The sequence below is a fragment of the Streptomyces sp. NPDC040405 genome (assembly GCF_055595765.1).
In genome coordinates, this window is sequence record NZ_JBVIVI010000003.1 from 488,291 (window position 1) to 505,320 (window position 17,030).

The window sequence follows — 17,030 nt, forward strand, 5'->3', positions numbered from 1 at the left end:
CATGGCACGCACGACGGGCGGCGGACGGTCCTCGTCGCTGGCCTCCGAGGTGGCACGCCGTCTCCGCGCGGCGATCGTGGACGGCGAATTCGACCTCGGCGAGGCGCTCTCCGAGGACGGTCTCGCCTCCGTCCTCGGGGTGAGCCGCACACCGGTCCGCGAGGCCCTGCGCATGCTGCAACTGCAGGGCCTGGTCGAGATCGTGCCGAAGTCGGGGACGTATGTCTTCCAGCCCACCGAGGACGAGATCCACGAGCTGTGCGAATACCGCACCACCCTGGAGATCCGCGCGGCCCAACTGGCCCTCGAACGCAACCCGGACGCCGCCCTCGCTGCGATGCGCCATGCCGTCGAGGCCATGACCGGCGCCCTGGCGGACAACGACACCAAGGCGTACGGCACCGCCGACACCGCCTTCCACGAGGCGTTCTTCGCCCACTGCGGCAACCGCTACCTCAGCGACGCCTACCAGATGAGCCTGGCCCGCGTCTCGGCGCTCCGGGTCCACCTCACCTTCGTCGCCACGACGGAACCGGCGCGCTCCTTCGAGGAACACCGGCGCATCATCGAGATCTTCGCCGCGGGCCGTACGGACGAGCTGGAGGAGATCCTGAAGGCGCACATCATGCGGACCCGCGAGAACTACGTGCTGGCCCTGCGCGCCCGCGCCGCCCGCGACACCGAGTCCAAGGCGGCGGGCCTCCGCCGCAAACTGGGCCTGTCCAGCTGACCGTTCACCGGCCACTCACCGGCCGCTCACTTCCAGGGGATCGTGAGCCAGGGGCTGCGGGGGTCGGTGGTGAGGATGCGGTGCGCTTCCAGCATGTCCTGGTACCAGCTGCCGAATTCCTCCTCGTCGAAGTGCAGACACCGGCCGAGGACGAAGGACGCGGAAAACTCCTCCCAGGAGCGGTAGTTGGTCCGACCGCGCTTGCTGGCGCGGACGATCGCGTCCTCGGCCTCCCGCTGGTCGCAGTAGCGGGCGCCCAGCCCCCAGCGGGCCATTCCGGCGGCCCGCCCGTAGTCCCACGCCTCCACGGAGGGGACGAACTTCCCCTCCGCCAGCAGACCGTCGGCGCGGAAACGCTTCTCGTAGCGGGCGATCCGGCCGATGAGCCGCTGCACTCCCGCGATCTGCGCCGCCACCTCGGCGCCGTCGACGGGGCCGACCTTGGTCACCCCGTCGGCGCTCAGCCGGTACTCGGTCCCCTCGGCGCCCCGCCGCAGCACCTTCTCGGCCGCCTGCCGCCACTGGTCCACCTCGACGGGGCCGCCGAACTCCCGGGACAGCGACCGCCGGACCCCGAGGACGAACTCCCAGGCGCCGCGGACCTGGTCCGCTTCGAGCAACTGCTCCTGGTAATGCCGCCACTCCTCGCGGCTGGTGATGCCCCACCACTCCTTGAGGCGGCCCTTCTCACCTGTGTAGCCCGTGCCGTGGTAGGCGATGTTGTTCCACAGGTCACCGTTCTTGACGGACAGCAGCGCGACCAGCCCCAGCCCGTGGGCCACCTGCCCCGACGCGGCAGCGTCTCCCTCCAGAGCGCGCAGCCGCATGTGCTGGTGCGTGTGACCGCAGCCGGAGTGCGGGAGACGCCGCACATGCTGCTGCCACAGGGCCCGATGGGCCGGTGTCGCCGGGAAGAACACCTCGCACGGGCTGCCCGGGTTGACCACGATCCATGAGGTGTCGCTGTCCCGCCACTTCTCCGCGAACCAGTCCAGGGAGGTGTTCCAGAAGAGGGTCTCCGCATCGGGGGCGGGCAGCATGCCCTCGGTGAGGACGGGCAGACAGTTGGCCCGGACCTGGGAGTACCAGTAGGGCAGGCACTGAGGCGTTTGCGGATACGCTCGGACCCAGTCGGCGGACTCGGCGATGAAGAGATCCGCCCCGGCCAGCGCGTCGAAGAACGCGGGCCAGTCACCGCGCAGTTTGGCCTCGTACAGCCTCCGCTCGACCTCACCCGGCGCCTGCCATGCGGGCGGCGCCTGGTGTTCCGTACGGCCGACCGCGATTCCCTCCCCGTAACCCATGACACAGGACTCTATCGAGCGCCGCCGCTCGCGCTTCCGCTACCCCGCGATCAGATTGGCGAAGAAGAGCAGGACGACCGCGGCGGGCAGCAGTCCGAAGAGGGTGCCCGGCCGGAGCAAGAGGCGCTTGCCGGGGGCGAGTCGGCTGTCGTAGGGGTCGGGGCCGGGCTCCGGCAGGCGCTCGATCTTCGAGTGGACCCGCAGGTTCAGGACGATGGTGACGGGGTTGAACAGGAGCGCGGAGAGCGGATGCCACCACCCCTGCCACATTGTCATGGCGGTGTGCTTCCGGAAGAGCGCCGTGCCACAGGTCCGGCAGAAACGCCCCTTCCGCTTCCGGAACAGCATGATGAGGACCAGGCCCTGGTGGTGCCGGACCGCCATCTCGGCCGCGGGCGACGCACCGCACATCTGGCACGCGAGCTGCTCCGGCGCGGCGTACGGGGCCTCCGGCCCGGCCTGGCGCGGCGACGGAGCGGGGCGCAGGGGATACCCGGGCAGCGGCGGCCGATCGGCTACGGGGTGCGCCGTTCCGTACCCCGTACCGGGAACCGCGCCATAAGGGTTGCCGGGTGGTGCCGGCGGCGACATGGACTTCCTCACGGTGTCACCCTATGCGACGCGCCGCGCAGGTGGCCGAGGTCTCCCGTACGGGGCCGGACACCCCGGCCCCGTACGGGTGTTGGCTTCACTTGGGGGCGGCGTCCGCGCGCATCATGACGCAGTCGAACTCCACCACGCGTCCCGTCGTGTCCTCGCGGGTCACCGGGTACATGCCGGTGATCCCGAATCCGCTCTTCTCGTACGCGGCGATGGCCTCGCTCATCTCGGGGCTGCCCTCGTAGAGCCGCAGGGCCGCGACCTCCGACTGCATCCCCACGAACTCCTCGATCCGCTCCCCGGCGCCCGCGAACACCTCCAGGTCGTACCCCTGGGTGTCCATCTTCAGATACGGGCGGGGGTCGGTGAGACCGGCCAGCGCCTTGTCCATCACGCCGTCCAGCCTGCGGATCTCGATCTCCTCCGTGCGGTCCTTGGCGAACCGCCGGTAGCGGTCCTTGCCGTAGTCGCTCGCGGGGAGCAGGGAGTTCATGGTGGCCCAGCCCACGTGCATGGACTGGGTGGCCTCCTCGCGGCCGAGGGCGAAGGGGAACACCCACCACTCGGGATCGTTCTCGGCGGCCCGCTCCAGCTTCGCGAACGCCTCGTCGGTGGGCTCGAAGGAAACGATTCTGCCCGTATAGCCGAGCCCGCGCAGGCGCTTGCCGTACTGACCGGCGTTGGCCCCCACGTCGAAGACGCAGTTCACCTCGTACTTCTCCAGCAGCCCGGCCACATGGTGGCCGCACAGATAGGCGGCGGCCGCCAGCTGGAGCACGCGTTCGTCGGAAGCCTTCGCGTCGAAGAGCAGATGGGCGCCGGTGTCACCGAGCCGGACGTTCGTCCATGCCGCGCCCGGGTCCCCGCGGCCGCGGGCCACCACCCAGGTATCCGGCCGCACCCGCGTCACCGCGTAACGGCCACTGCCGCGCGTCACCAGGTCGGCCTCGCGGCCCATGGAGACCCGCTTCCGCTTGCCGCGCCGGGAGAGCACCGCGCTGCCCGACCCGAGGTCGAGCACCTCCACTCCGAGCCGGGGAAGCACATTCAGCAGTCTTCTGTAAAGGGTTTGCATCCAGACAGCGTCGCAGGTCTGGGCCGTCTCGGCTCCTGCTTGCGGCCAATTGATTGACCTCTCTGCCGTCTCCCCCCTCCGACCTGCTCTTTCTCAAGAAAAAGTATGCCAAGCGGCCCGACCGCCGAGGACGCCCGGGCCCTCCTCGGATAAACGGGAAGTGGCCGAAAATTGCCGGTATCGGGCAGTCGCGAGGGTAGTCAGAGAGCCGGGCCCACCCGGAACCAGTCGAACTCCGCCGCGCTGCGCCGGGTGACGGCCGCCGGTCCGGTGGCGAAGAGACCCACGGTCGCCCCGATCCAGGTGCCCGCGGTCGCCGTGAACGGCGGGCCGAGCGGGACGAACCCCCGGCCGTCCGCGTCGGCCGCGAACCGGCACACCGCGCCGGGACCCACGGTCATCCGCAGCCGCACCGCGGCGCGTCCGCGCCCCAGCGGCACCGGCGGGACGGCGTCCACCTCGGCGGCGCCCTCGTCCGCGGTGCGGCACACCAGAACGATCCGGTCGCCGTCGTGGCGCAGCCCCGCCCAGCGGTACGTCTCGCCCAGCATGACCAGTCCGGCGCGGGTGTCCGCGGTCGTGGTGGACAGCGTCATCGAGGTGGTGGCGGTGAAGGATTCGGCCGGCAGCCGCTGGCCCAGCACATTCGGAAGCAGCCGGAGGTCATGGGTGACCGGGCTGGGCGGGCAGGCCAGCGCGAGCCGACGGGGGAAGTGGCGGAACGACCACCAGGCCGGGTCGGCGTTCGCCTGCCAGCTCCACTGTTTCCCCAGCTCCGGCCCGGTGAACTCGTCTCCGGTGGCGGGCGCCGTCACCCTCGTCCGGCCGTGGACACATGGCTTGGTGTGTACCGCCACCGGGGTGCCCCGGCCGCTGCCGTCGTCGTCGCCCATCACCGGCCAGCCGTCGGAGCGCCACCGCATCGGCTGGAGGTGCACCACCCGCCCGTAGGCGCCGCGGTCCTGGAAGTGCAGGAACCAGTCCTCGCCGCCGGGTGTGCTCACCCACGCCCCCTGATGCGGCCCGTTGACGGGGCTGTCGCCCTGGGCGAGCACGACGCGGTCCTCGTACGGGCCCTGGACGGAGCGGGAGCGGAACGCCGACTGCCAGCCGTTGGTGACGCCGCCGGCCGGAGCGAAGATCCAGTACCAGCCGTCCCGCTTGTAGAGCTTCGGCCCCTCCAGCGTGGTGTAGCCGGGCAGTTCGTCGCCGTTGACGACGACGCGGCCCTCGTCGAGCAGGGCGGTCCCGTCCGGGCTCATCCGGTGCAGCGTCAGCCGGTTGTTGATGCCGCTGCGGCTCTTCGCCCAGGCGTGGATCAGATAGGCCCGCCCGTCCTCGTCCCACAGCGGACACGGATCGATGAAGCCCTTGCCCGGCTTGAGCGGATGCGGTGTGCTCCACGGGCCGCGCGGATCGGTGGCGGTCACCACGAAGATGCCGAAGTCCGGGTCCGGATAGAAGATCCAGAACTTGCCGTCGTGGTGGCGCAGGGCCGGGGCCCACACCCCTTGGCCGTGCCGCGGCTCGCTGAAGTGGTCCTTGGGCAGCAGCTCGGTCAGGGCGTGCCCGATGACGGTCCAGTTGACCAGGTCGGTGGAGCGCAGGACGGGCAGCCCGGGGGTGCGGTTGAAGGTGGAGGCGACCAGATAGAAGTGGTCGCCCACCCGGATCGCGTCGGGGTCGGACCAGTCGGCGTTGAGCACCGGATTCCGATAGCGGCCATCACCCAGGTCGGCCACCCAGGGCAGCCGCCCCCGCGCCGCGCCCGCCCCCCGCGGACCTTCGGTGGCGGCCTCGGCGCGGGCGGTGCCACCGGCCGCGCCCAGCACGGTCGACGCGGCCGCCGCGCCGAGACCGGTCCGTATCACGTGCCTGCGACTGTGTCGGCTCACTGTCTTCTCCGTATCTCGGCATCTCGAACGGGGAGGAGCACGTGCACTCGTTCAGTAAGCGCTTACCGCGCATGAGTGTGTCAGCGGGGGACTTTGTGGGCAAGAAGCCCCGGGCGTCTTGATCCGGCGTCAGATCGACCTGCCCGAGCCCCACATGATGCGTACCAGGACAATGGACGGGCCCAGTCCGCGCAGTTCTCGGTCAAAGGAAAAGGGATGAAAACTCACGACTACGTCATCGTCGGCGCCGGATCCGCGGGGTGTGTGCTGGCCGCCCGGTTGTCGGAGGACCCCGAGGTCCGGGTGGCGCTGATCGAGGCCGGAGGTCCCGACACGGCGGAGGAGATCCACGTTCCCGCCGCCTTCGCCCAGTTGTTCAAGAGCGAGGTCGACTGGAACCTCCAGTCGGGCCCGGAACCGGGGCTCGGTGGCCGGGAGACCTATCTGCCCCGCGGCAAGGTGCTGGGCGGCTCCAGCTCGATCAACGCGATGATCTATATACGCGGCAACCCCGCCGACTACGACGGCTGGGCCGCCGCCGGGGCCACGGGCTGGTCGTACGCCGAAGTGCTGCCGTACTTCCGGCGCGCGGAGGACAACGAGCGCGGCGAGGACGTGTTCCACTCGGTGGGCGGGCCGCTCACCGTCAGCGACAGCAGGTCCAACCACCCGCTCGCCACCGCGTACATCGAGGCCGCGGAGCAGGCCGGACACCCGCGCAACGAGGACTTCAACGGCGCGACGCAGTTCGGTGTGGGGCGATTTCAGCTGACCCAGCGCGGTGGCATGCGCTGCAGCGCGGCCGTTGCCTATCTGCACCCCGTCCTGGGGCGGCCGAACCTCACGGTGTACTCCTCGGCGCGGGCCCACCGTGTGCTGATCGAGGGCGGCCGGGCCGGGGGAGTGGAGGTGGAGCGCGGTGGCACGGTCGAGGTGATCCGCGCCGAGCGTGAGGTGATCGTGTCCGCGGGCGCCTACGAGTCCCCGAAGCTGCTGATGCTGTCCGGGATCGGGCCCGCCGCCACGCTGTCGGCCTTCGGCGTCGATGTGGTGAGCGACCTGCCGGTGGGGGAGGGGCTGCAGGACCACTACATGGCCCTGCTGAACTACCGCACCGATGTCGAATCGCTGATGACCGCGGCGACCCCGGAGAACGCCGCGCTGCTGGCGAAGGAGGGGCGCGGCCCGCTGACCTGCAACATAGGCGAGGCCGGTGGCTTCTTCCGCAGCCGGAACGGACTGGACGCCCCGGATGTGCAGTTCCACATGGCACCGGTGCTGTTCCACGACGACGGGCTCGCCCCCGCCACCGAGCACGGTTTCGCGCTGGGCCCGTGCGTACTCGCCCCGACCAGCCGCGGCCGGGTGACGCTGGACTCCGCGCGCCCGGACGCCGCACCCCGGATCGTGCACAACTACCTCATGACGCCCGAGGACCGGTACTGCATGGTCCAGGGGGTCCGCATCGCCCTGCGGATCGCGGCGCAGGACGCGCTGGCCGGGGTCACCACCGGGCCGTTCGACGTGCCGCACTCGGACTCCGACGCGGACCTGCTCGCCTTCTCGCGACGGGTCGGGCAGACGCTCTACCACCCGACGTCGACCTGTGCCATCGGCTCCGTGGTCGACCCCGAGCTGCGGGTGTTCGACGTGGCGGGGCTGCGGGTCGTCGACGCGTCGGTGTTCCCGACGGTGACGCGCGGGAACACCAACGCGCCCGTCATCATGGCCGCGGAGAAGGCCGCCGACCTCATCCGCGGCTTCCCCGCGGCCATACGCTGACCCCCCTCCCGCACCCGGCGCGGCTCAGCCGTTCCAGCTCTCGTCGTACGGGTCGCGCGGTACCGGGACCGGGGTGGCCCGGCTGACGTCGAGGTACGGAATGGCACCCCCGCCCACCGGGTCCCTGGTGCGCTTGGGCGTGTAGGTGCCGGTGACCTCGAGCCAGGTGTCGGGCCGCAGGACCGGGGGAGTCCGCCCGGACAGGCCGACCTTGACGGGCAGCGCGTCGGCGGCGCAGCAGTTGAGCGCCATGCGCACGAGATAGGGCGCGCCGCGGCGGTCGAGGGCGACAAAGCCGGTGATCTTGATGTGGCGGCCGCGGAGGGAACGGCCGTGGTCGTAGACCGCGCGGCCCGCGTAGTCGGCCACGTTGAGGGAGAGGGTGTCGCGGGCGGGGAGAGTGGGGAAGCCCCAGGGCGGCCGTTGCAGGGCCGTGCCCGCGTGCATGGCGCTGTAGGAGCCCAGCGCGGGCGGGGCGACCAGGATGAGAGCGAACAGGGGCAGCACCAGCAGCCAGGACACGCGCGGTTCGCGGTGGCCGTGGCCGTCTCCGTGCTCCGGTCCGGACCGGTCGCGCCGTGGCCGCAGTTCGTACCGGACGGTGGCGACGGCGGTGGCGATCAGCACGACACCGGCCGCGAGCAGCAACGGGCGCAACCCGGCCTTGACGTAACGCAGATAGAGGTCGGTGAACCCGGCGTGCAGCACGGCCACGCCGAGGAGGAACAGCGCGGCTGCCTGGGCCTGTCGGTTCACAGCAGCACCGCCCCGACCAGCGCCGACGCAAGGACGGCCACGGTGAAGGTGGCGGGGGCGAACCGCAGCGCGAACCCGCGGCCGAACGTACCGGCCTGCATGGCGAACAGCTTCAGGTCGATCATCGGCCCCACCACGAGGAACGCCAGCCGGGCGGTGAGCGAGAACTGCGACAGCGACGCGGCCACGAACGCGTCGGCCTCGGAGCAGATCGACAACACCACCGCGAGGAGCCCCAGGGCGAGGATCGCCACCACGGGGTTACCGGCCGCCGTGTGCAGCCAGCTCGCGGGCACCATGGCCTTGAGGGTGGCCGCGGTCATCCCGCCCACGACCAGGAAGCCGCCCGCGTGCATCACATCGTGGCGTATCGAGCCCCAGAACGCCGCACCCTTGCCGAGGCCGTCGAGCGACGGGTGGGCCGGTGGCCGCATCCAGTCGGTACGGCCCAGCCGTTGCCACAGCCAGCCCATCGCACATGCCACGAGCAGACTCGCCGCGAACCGGGCGAGGACCATGCGCGGCTCGCCGGGAAACGCGACGGCCGTGGCGGTCAGCACGATCGGGTTGATCGCGGGGGCGGACAGCAGGAACGCCAGCGCCGCCGCCGGGGTGACACCCCGTCGTACGAGCGCCCCGGCCACCGGTACGGAGGCGCATTCGCAGCCGGGCAGCACCGCCCCGGCCACCCCGGCGACCGGCACCGCGAGGGCGGGGTTCCGGGGCAGTGCGCGGGCGAAGAACGACGGTGGCACGAACACCGCGATGACGGCCGACAGCAGCACGCCGAGGACGAGGAACGGCAGGGCCTGGACGACCACCGCCACGAACACCGTCATCCAGCTCTGCATCACCGGCGCGGACAACGCCCCGCGAACCGGCCCCTGCAGCGCCACCACCAGGACCAGCAACAGGGCCAGGACGAGGGAGGAGTTGAACCGTCGGCCCCGGGGAGCGTCCGCGCCGTCCCGGCGGCCGTCCCGGGCCGGGGGCGCTTTGGTGAGGGTCACGGGTGAGGTACCTCCGGCGTGGAAGAGCGTCGAGGGTGGTTCCCCTCCCCCTTCAGTACGCCGGATCAGCCATCGCTTCTCACTGTGATCTTCGGGGTGAAGCGGCCGTGTACGGGGTCATCCGCCGGGGCGGGGCGGCGTCTGCTCGGCCCAGATGACCTTTCCGTCCGCGGTGTAGCGGGTGCCCCAGCGCCAGGCGAGCTGCGAGACCAGGAACAGGCCCCGGCCGCCCTCGTCGGTCAGTCCGGCCCGCCGCAGATGGGGCGAGGTGTTGCTGCCGTCGGACACCTCGCAGATCAGGCTGCGGCCGCGCAGCAGGCGTATCCGTACGGGAGGGGCGCCGTACCGCAGGGCGTTGGTGACCAGTTCGCTGATGACCAGCTCGGCGGCGTCGACGGTGTCGCCCAGCCCCCAGTCCCGTATCCGCTGGGCGCAGGCGGCGCGGAGCGGGGCGACCGCCGCCGGGTCGGAGGGGACCTCCCACTCGGCCACGTTCTCCGGGTCGAGCAGCCGGGTGCGGGCCACCAGCAGGGCGGCGTCATCGCTTGGACGGGCCGGGAGCACGGTCGAGAACAGCTCCTGGCCGGTGTCGCCGGGGTCGAGGTCCGGGTTGGCGGAGAGGGTGCGGCACAGGAGGGCCAGGCCGGTGTCGTGGTCCCGGTCGTGGCTCGCGACAAGTCCGTTGGTGTACAGGATCAGTCGGCTGCCCTCGGGCACCGGCAGGTCGGCCGCCTCGAAGGGTTCCCCTCCCAGGCCCAGCGGCGGCGAGGCCGGTACCTCGGGGAGGTTCACGGTGCCGTCCGGATAGGCCAGTACGGGGCCCGGGTGCCCGGCCCGGGCCATGCTGCACCGGCCGGAGACCGGGTCGTAGATCGCGTACAGGCAGGTGGCGCCGGTGATGCGCGTGCTGTCGGCGTCCGACTCGCGCTCCAGGTCGAGCCGGGCGACCAGTTCGTCCAGGAGGGCGAGGACCTCGTCGGGAGGCAGGTCCAGCGCCGAGAAGTTCTGGACCGCGGTGCGCAGCCGGCCCATGGTGGCCGCCGCGTGCAGTCCCTGTCCGGCCACGTCCCCGACGACCAGGGCTACCCGGGCTCCGGAGAGCGGGAGCACGTCGAACCAGTCCCCGCCCACCCCGGCCCGCGCGGGCAGATAGCGGGAGGCCACCTCCACGGCGTCCTGGTCGGGCAGCGCGCCGGGCAGCAGATTGCGCTGGAGGGTGGTGACCATGGTGTGCTCGCGGGTGTAGCGGCGCGCGTTGTCGACGCACGCCGCGGTGCGCGCGGCCAGCTCCCCGGCGATCACCAGGTCCTCGTCGTCGAACGGTGCGCTCGGCCGGGTCCGGCAGAAGGTGGCCACGCCCAGGGTGACGTCGCGGAAGCGCAGCGGAACCGTGATCAGCGAGTGGATGTCCTGGTCGAGCAGGCGCCGGGCCTCTGCCGCGTACCCGGCGGGCTCCTCCGCGGCGTCCGTGGCGTCGCGCAGGTCGGCGCGCAGGACGGCCTGTCCGCTCTCCAGCGCTTGGCGCTGCGGCGAGGACGGCGGATGGACGGCCTTCTCGCCCGAGCGGAAGAGCGGGTGTCCGGGGGATACGCCGCCGACCGCCGTACGGTGCAGTACGCCGGGGAGCGCCGCCGGTTCCTCGCCGCGCAGCACCGGCTCCAGCAGTTCGACGGTGGCGATGTCGGCGAACCGGGGGACGGCCACCCCCACCAGCTCCTCCGCGGTGCCGGTCAGCTCCAAGGTGGAGCCGATCCGTACCCCGGCCTCGTACAGCAGCCGCAGCCGCTCGCTCGCCGCCTCGGCCCGGCCGGACAGCGCGCGCAGCTCGGTGGTGTCCCGCAGCGTCGCCACGCTCCCGGCGGGGCCGCCGGCCCGGTCGGTGGGCCGGATGTTGACGGCCAGCAGCCGGTTCCCGGCGGCGTGCACCTCGTCGGTGACGGGCTGCCCCGCGGCCAGCAGCCGGGTCAGCCCCGGTTCGAGGCCGAGTTCGGTGGCGAGCCGCCCGTCGGTGTCGGAGGTCAGCTGGAGCAGCCGCCGGGCCTCGTCGTTGACCAGCAGGAGCCGCCCGTCGGCGTCCATGATCAGCACGCCTTCCCGGACCGAGTGCAGCACCGCGTCGTGGTGGGCGTACATGCGCGTCATCTCGGCGGGCCCCAGGCCGTGGGTCTGCCGCCGCAGCCGCCTGCTGGCCAGCGCCGTCCCGGCCGTCGCCAGGGCGAGGCCCGCGCCACCGGCGCCGAGCAGCAGCGGCAGCTGGCGGTCCACGGCGCTGTCCACGCTCTCGATCCGGACCCCGACCGAGACCCCGCCCACCAGCGTGCCGTCGGACGTGGTGACCGGGACCGCCGAGATCACGGAGGGGCCTTGGCTCGCCCGGAAGGTCCGGGCGATCGTCTTTCCGGCCAGCTCCTGCCGCACCACCGAGTCGGGCCCGATGATCCGCTTGCCGATCAATGCCGTCTCGGGGTGGGTGAGGCGCATTCCCTGCCGGTCGAAGACCACGACGCTGTCGACGCCGGTGCGCTTTCTCGTCTCCTCGGCGTGGGGCTGGAGCAGCGAAGTCGGGTGGTCGCCCGCCATGGCCCGGGCGATCCCGGGCCCCTCCGCGAACGTTCTGGCGACGGCCAGCGACCGCTGGCGGGCCTCGTCCGTGGCATGGCTCCGGGCCTCCAGCACAAGCGCCGCCACCGCCAGGGAGACGAGGACGAGTGTGAGGAGGACCTGAAGGATGAAGACCTGTCCGGCGAGGCTCGGCGCCCGAGACAGCGCCCCTATTCGGCCCCGGACCATACGAGCAAAATTGCTCATGTCGGCATTTATAACATTCCCCTCCGGCCACTCGACAGGGGCAAGATCATTCGGGGTCGTCTGCTAGCCCTCCCCGCGCGGAGGATCATGTTCCGGCCGATCCGTGACCGAGCGCAATACCTGGTCGCCGGGTTATCCGCGGCCGGGGTCCCGGCTGTGGCCCGGAGGGGTGCGTACCGCGCGCGGCGCGTGTCTGGCTTGTTAACGACATGCTCCCGAGCGGTATCGCAGCGTAGCCGTACGGAACGCTTAGGATCACCGCATGGTCACGGCCCGGTCGCGTTTCGGTATCCGGCGGGCTCGCGTGGTGGCGAGCCCGCTGCGTCTGCTGTGCCTGGCCGCCCTCCTGCTCGGCTTCGTTTCCCTGCACGCCGTGAGCGCCGAAGCCGTATCCGGCCATCTGACCGGCTGCGCGTCCTCCCCGGTGGCATCCGCCGCGTACGGCGAGGCCCCGGAAGAGACGGTGGCGGAGGCCGCGGAAGAGACCTCGGAGTCCGGGGCCGCGGGGCGTCATCATGACGACGAGGCGGCCCACTCCGCGCACGAATGCGTGCTCGCACAGCCCGAGCAGGGGCCCGAGCCCGCCGCCCCGTGTCCCGCTCTCCCGGCCGAGGGCGCGCCCGCCGCGGCGGGGCACATCTCGTCCTCGCGCCCGGTCGCGACCCCGGCGGCCGGTTCCCCCTCGCACGATCTCCAGCGGACCGCGGTTCTGCGCGTTTAGGGGATGCCTCGCCGGTCAGGCCGGGCTCCCGACGCCGCTGTGACATCAGCCGCTGCCGCGGCGGGCGGCACCTCGCGGCCCAGCGCTCGTCGCACGCGGCGCCTCCCCCAGCTACCGCTGGGAGGTGCCCCCTGACGCCGCTCGCTGATCCGGCCTGACCGGCAAGACACCCCCTAGTACGGCTCGGTCTCGGACCTGGTCGCCCACCGGCGCCCGTCTTCCGTTTCCCAGCCGACTCCAGTCCGCCACCTCCCGCCCCGCGCGGCGGGAGGGCGGCCGCCATGCGGAGAAACCGTGCCGATCCCTGTCCCACGCCCTCATTCCCGGGCCGCCCGCGGCCCGTTATGGTCTCGCCGTCTCCTGACGCTCGTCCTGAGCGCACTGCTGCTGACCGGAACCACCTGCCTCGGCCATGCGGCCGGTGCGGAACCCGTCGCGGGTACGCAGGTTGCCGACGGCTCCCGGCTGTCCCCAGCCGCCGACACCGCCGGGCAGCCATCCGCTGACGCGCCCGCGGGCCCCGAGCACTGTGCGCCCGCGCCCCAGGAAACGTCCGGCCGGGCCGCGCATCCGTCGGCACGTGCCCTTCCCGCCTCCGTCGCGGCCGAGACCTGCCGGACCGTGGTCCCCGCGGCGCGTCCGGACCGCCCGCACACGCTCTCCCTGCGCGCGCCGACGATCAGATCCACCCTCTGCTCGACCAGTCGGTGGCGCATATAGAGCCGACCGCCGTGGCCCGCGCCCCGGCCGCCGCCCTTCGGCGGCCGGACGCGGATCGGTGCATGCCCCACCGCGCTGCACCGTGCCCGAGATGAGCATCCGACGAGCCATCAACCATCGAAAGCGGACAGATGCGATCTCCGACTCTCAACGACGCCACCCCCACCGTCCCCGGCCTGTCCGGGCTGGTGGGCAACACGCCCGTCCTGCGGGTGTCCGAGCCGCTGGCCCCGGCGGGCCGCGGCTTCTGGGCCAAGCTGGAGGGCTTCAACCCCGGCGGCATCAAGGACCGGCCCGGTCTGCACATGGTCGAACGGGCGCGCGCCCGTGGAGACCTGCGCCCCGGCGGCGCGATCGTCGAGTCGACCAGCGGCACGCTGGGCCTCGGCCTCGCCCTGGCCGGTCTGGTGTACGGCCATCCCGTCACCCTCGTCACCGACCCCGGCCTGGAGCCGTCGATGACCCGGCTGCTGACCGCCTACGGAGCCTGGGTCGACATGGTCACCGAACCGCATCCGGAGGGCGGGTGGCAGCAGGCCCGCCGCGACCGGGTGACCGAACTCCTCGCCCGGCGCGCCGGTTCCTGGTGCCCCGACCAGTACAACAACCCCGACAACACCGCCGCCTACACCCCGCTCGCCCTCGAACTGGCCTCCCGGTTCGGCCACATCGACATCCTGGTGTGCAGCGTGGGCACCGGCGGACACTCCGCGGGGGTCTCCCGGGTGCTGCGCCAGCTCTACCCCGAGATCACGGTGGTCGGGGTGGACACCATCGGCTCGACGATCTTCGGGCAGCCCGCCCGCACCCGGCTGATGCGCGGCCTGGGGTCGAGCATCTATCCCCGCAACGTCGCCTACGACAACTTCAGCGAGGTCCACTGGGTCGCCCCGCACGAGGCGGTGTGGACGTGCCGTCAACTGGCCTCCTCGCACTACGCCACCGGTGGCTGGAGCGTGGGCGCGGTCGCTCTGGTCGCCGGGTGGCTGGCCCGTACCCACCCCTCGGACGCCCGTATCGTCGCGGTGTTCCCGGACGGTCCGCAGCGGTATCTGGACACCGTGTACAACGACGACTACTGCGCCGCCAACGGCCTGCTGGATCAGCCGCCCGCATCCGAACCGGACTCGATGGGGCACCCCGGCGAGCGGGAAGTGGCCCGCTGGACCCGCTGCACCGCCGTGGTCGACCCGCTCGCCCCGGGCGCTCCGGCCGGTCCTTCACGGCGCGCCGCCCCGGCCGCACCGGAGGCCGCCCGATGAAGGCGACGCTCACCCAGGTGCGTTCGTACGAGCGCAGTGTCCAGCTGCTGATGGTGAACCAGTTCACCATCAACCTCGGCTTCTACATGCTCATGCCCTATCTGGCCGCGCATCTGTCCGGGACGCTCGGGCTCGCCGGGTGGCTGGTCGGACTCGTCCTGGGCGTACGGAACTTCAGCCAGCAGGGCATGTTCCTGGTCGGCGGCGCCCTGGCCGACCGGTTCGGCTACAAGCCGCTGATCGTGGCGGGGTGTGTGCTGCGCACCGCCGGTTTCGCGACGCTCGGGCTGGTGGAGTCGCTGCCCGCGCTGCTGGCCGCCTCGGCGGCCACCGGACTCGCCGGGGCCCTGTTCAACCCGGCGGTCCGGGCCTATCTGGCCGCGGACGCGGGGGAGCGCCGGGTGGAGGCGTTCGCACTGTTCAACATCTTCTACCAGGCCGGAATCCTGCTCGGCCCGCTGGTGGGCATGGTGCTGACGGGCGTCGACTTCCAGGTCACCTGCCTGGTCTCGGCCGGGATCTTCGCGCTGCTGAGCGTCGTGCAGATCCGGTCGCTGCCCGCCCGCCGCGCCGATGACGTCCCGGTCCCCGGGACGGAGGGCCGTGAGCGGGTGCTGACCCAGTGGCGCGGGATCGTGGCCAACCGGCCGTTCCTGCTGTTCTCCGTCGCCATGATCGGCTCGTATGTGCTGTCCTTCCAGGTCTATCTGGCCCTGCCGCTGGAGGTACGGCGGCTCGGCGGCGAAGGGGAGTTCGGCACCGCGGCGGTGGCGCTGCTCTTCGCCGTCTCCGGGCTGAGCACCATCGTCGGGCAGACCCGGGTGACCGCGTGGTGCAAGGCCCGCATGGCGCCCGGGCGGGCCCTGGGCTGGGGGCTGGCCCTCATGGGCGTGGCCTTCCTGCCGCTGCTGGTGGCGACCGCGCTGCCGGTGCCGGACGGCGGACCCGGCCGGTGGATCCTCGCGGCCGTGCCGCCCGCGCTCGCCGCGTTCCTGCTCGCAGTGGGCACGATGATCGCCTACCCGTTCGAGATGGACACCATCGTCCGGCTCTCGGGGGAGCGGCTCGTCGCCACCCACTACGGGCTGTACAACACCATCTGCGGGGTCGGCATCACCCTCGGGAACCTGCTCACCGGCGCGGCGCTGGACGCGGCGCGCGAGGCGGGCATGCCCGCCGTCCCGTGGATCGTGCTGCTCGCGCTCGGCCTGTCCTGCGCGGCGGCGCTCTTCGGACTGCACCGCACGGGCCGACTGGCACCGGTCGTGCCCGAGCCCCGCCCCGCGGCGGCCTGACAGGAGCGGACCCGCGGAGATGCGACGGCGCCCCCGCCGGTGGCCATGACCGGCCACCGGCGGGGGCACGCCGCGTGCCACCGCCGAACAGGTGCCACCGCCCGGCGGCCACGGCGGTGATCGCGCCGCGGCCGGGCCCGGGCCCGTACGGTCGCCTCAGCCCCGTCCTACGACCAGGGAGCGCCACGTGCCGAACCCCAGCCCCCTGACCGGACGCCTCGCCGTCGTGACCGGTGCCGCCCGCGGACTGGGCGCGGCCATGGTCCGGGAACTGGCCGGGCGCGGCGCACGCGTCGTCCTCCTCGGCCGGGAAGAGGAAACCCTCGCGCAGGTGGCCGACTCGCTCTCCACGGAAACCCACACGTACGAGGCGGACGTGGCCGACGACGCGGCGATGGCCCGGGTGGCCGGGCAGATCCACGACCGCGTCGGCACCCCGTCGGTGGTCGTCGCCAACGCGGGCGTGGCCGAGGGCGGGCCCTTCGGGGAATCGGATCCGGCCACCTGGCGGCGCGTCATCGAGGTGAACCTCATCGGCAGCGCGAACACCGCACGGGCCTTTCTGCCCGGACTGCTCGCCACCCGCGGCTACTTCCTCCAGATCGCCTCGACGGCCGCCTTCGGCTCCGCGCCCATGATGAGCGCGTACTGCGCCTCGAAGGCGGGTGCCGAGTCCTTCGCCCAGTCACTGCGCGCCGAACTCGCCCACCAGGGGGTCGGTGTCGGCATCGGCTATCTCAGCTGGACCGCCACCGACATGATCCGCGACGCGGACCGGTACGGGGTGCTGAGGGAACTGCGCGCCCATATGCCGCCACCGGCCAGGCGCGTCCACCCCGCCGGTGCGGTCGCCGCGCGCATGGTGTCCGCCATCGAGCGCCGCGCCGCCACCGCCTACGCCCCGCCCTGGCTGCGCCTGGCCCAGCCGGTCCGCCCCCTGCTGCCGCCGCTGGTCACGTGGTTCTCCACGCGGGAGCTGCCCCGGCTGGCCGAGCGGACCCGCTTCGAGGCGACCGGACTGCTCGGGGCCGGGGGCCACGCGGACCGGGCGGCCGCGGAGGGCTGAACCGCC

The 17,030-nt window shown here is 72.4% G+C and carries 13 protein-coding genes; 6 read left to right on the forward strand and 7 right to left on the reverse strand.

The genetic code is table 11. The features are described 5' to 3' along the window. Position 1 precedes the first annotated feature (1 nt). Positions 2 to 730 carry a GntR family transcriptional regulator gene (locus tag ACZ59A_RS15790; protein WP_470958687.1) on the forward strand — a complete coding sequence of 243 codons (729 nt, stop codon included), beginning with the start codon at positions 2 to 4 and terminating at the stop codon, positions 728 to 730. Positions 731 to 756: 26 nt separating this feature from the next. Here ACZ59A_RS15790 and ACZ59A_RS15795 read toward each other — a convergent pair whose 3' ends face one another. The 4 genes from ACZ59A_RS15795 to ACZ59A_RS15810 form a co-directional block, all read right to left on the reverse strand. Further along, positions 757 to 2,034: a DUF1266 domain-containing protein gene (locus ACZ59A_RS15795; protein WP_470958690.1), complete on the reverse strand. Its 1,278-nt coding sequence runs from the start codon at positions 2,032 to 2,034 to the stop codon at positions 757 to 759. A 39-nt stretch (positions 2,035 to 2,073) separates the two neighbouring features. Then, on the reverse strand, positions 2,074 to 2,637 hold the full coding sequence (locus ACZ59A_RS15800) for a hypothetical protein (RefSeq protein WP_470958693.1): 564 nt from the start codon (positions 2,635 to 2,637) through the stop codon (positions 2,074 to 2,076). An 85-nt stretch (positions 2,638 to 2,722) separates the two neighbouring features. Then, on the reverse strand, positions 2,723 to 3,709 hold the full coding sequence (locus tag ACZ59A_RS15805; protein WP_470958695.1) for an FkbM family methyltransferase: 987 nt from the start codon (positions 3,707 to 3,709) through the stop codon (positions 2,723 to 2,725). Positions 3,710 to 3,909: 200 nt separating this feature from the next. Beyond that, positions 3,910 to 5,442 (reverse strand): glycoside hydrolase family 43 protein, encoded by a 1,533-nt coding sequence (locus ACZ59A_RS15810; RefSeq protein WP_470959671.1) that lies wholly within the window; start codon positions 5,440 to 5,442, stop codon positions 3,910 to 3,912. Between the two features lie 378 nt (positions 5,443 to 5,820). Between ACZ59A_RS15810 and ACZ59A_RS15815 the strand changes: the two genes are divergently transcribed. Continuing rightward, positions 5,821 to 7,386 (forward strand): GMC family oxidoreductase, encoded by a 1,566-nt coding sequence (locus tag ACZ59A_RS15815; RefSeq protein WP_470958698.1) that lies wholly within the window; start codon positions 5,821 to 5,823, stop codon positions 7,384 to 7,386. Positions 7,387 to 7,410: 24 nt separating this feature from the next. Here the strand turns inward: ACZ59A_RS15815 and ACZ59A_RS15820 are convergent, their stop codons facing one another. The 3 genes from ACZ59A_RS15820 to ACZ59A_RS15830 all read right to left on the reverse strand — a co-directional run bounded on the left by ACZ59A_RS15820 (position 7,411) and on the right by ACZ59A_RS15830 (position 11,960). Further along, complete coding sequence (locus ACZ59A_RS15820; RefSeq protein WP_470958702.1) at positions 7,411 to 8,142, reverse strand: TIGR03943 family putative permease subunit; 732 nt, start codon at positions 8,140 to 8,142, stop codon at positions 7,411 to 7,413. Next, positions 8,139 to 9,152: a permease gene (locus ACZ59A_RS15825; protein ID WP_470958704.1), complete on the reverse strand. Its 1,014-nt coding sequence runs from the start codon at positions 9,150 to 9,152 to the stop codon at positions 8,139 to 8,141. Before ACZ59A_RS15825 ends, ACZ59A_RS15820 begins: the two co-directional genes overlap by 4 nt. Positions 9,153 to 9,269: 117 nt before the next feature. After that, positions 9,270 to 11,960: a SpoIIE family protein phosphatase gene (locus ACZ59A_RS15830; RefSeq protein WP_470958707.1), complete on the reverse strand. Its 2,691-nt coding sequence runs from the start codon at positions 11,958 to 11,960 to the stop codon at positions 9,270 to 9,272. Between the two features lie 262 nt (positions 11,961 to 12,222). Between ACZ59A_RS15830 and ACZ59A_RS15835 the strand changes: the two genes are divergently transcribed. From ACZ59A_RS15835 to ACZ59A_RS15850, 4 genes are all read left to right on the forward strand, one after another. Further along, positions 12,223 to 12,681 (forward strand): hypothetical protein, encoded by a 459-nt coding sequence (locus ACZ59A_RS15835; protein ID WP_470958710.1) that lies wholly within the window; start codon positions 12,223 to 12,225, stop codon positions 12,679 to 12,681. A gap of 851 nt (positions 12,682 to 13,532) precedes the next feature. Beyond that, positions 13,533 to 14,663: a PLP-dependent cysteine synthase family protein gene (locus tag ACZ59A_RS15840; protein ID WP_470958712.1), complete on the forward strand. Its 1,131-nt coding sequence runs from the start codon at positions 13,533 to 13,535 to the stop codon at positions 14,661 to 14,663. Beyond that, positions 14,660 to 15,958, forward strand: a complete 1,299-nt coding sequence (locus ACZ59A_RS15845; protein WP_470958715.1) for an MFS transporter — start codon at positions 14,660 to 14,662, stop codon at positions 15,956 to 15,958. The genes ACZ59A_RS15840 and ACZ59A_RS15845 overlap by 4 nt, the downstream gene beginning before the upstream one ends. 187 nt (positions 15,959 to 16,145) lie before the next feature. Then, positions 16,146 to 17,024 carry an SDR family oxidoreductase gene (locus ACZ59A_RS15850; protein ID WP_470958718.1) on the forward strand — a complete coding sequence of 293 codons (879 nt, stop codon included), beginning with the start codon at positions 16,146 to 16,148 and terminating at the stop codon, positions 17,022 to 17,024. Positions 17,025 to 17,030 lie beyond the last annotated feature (6 nt).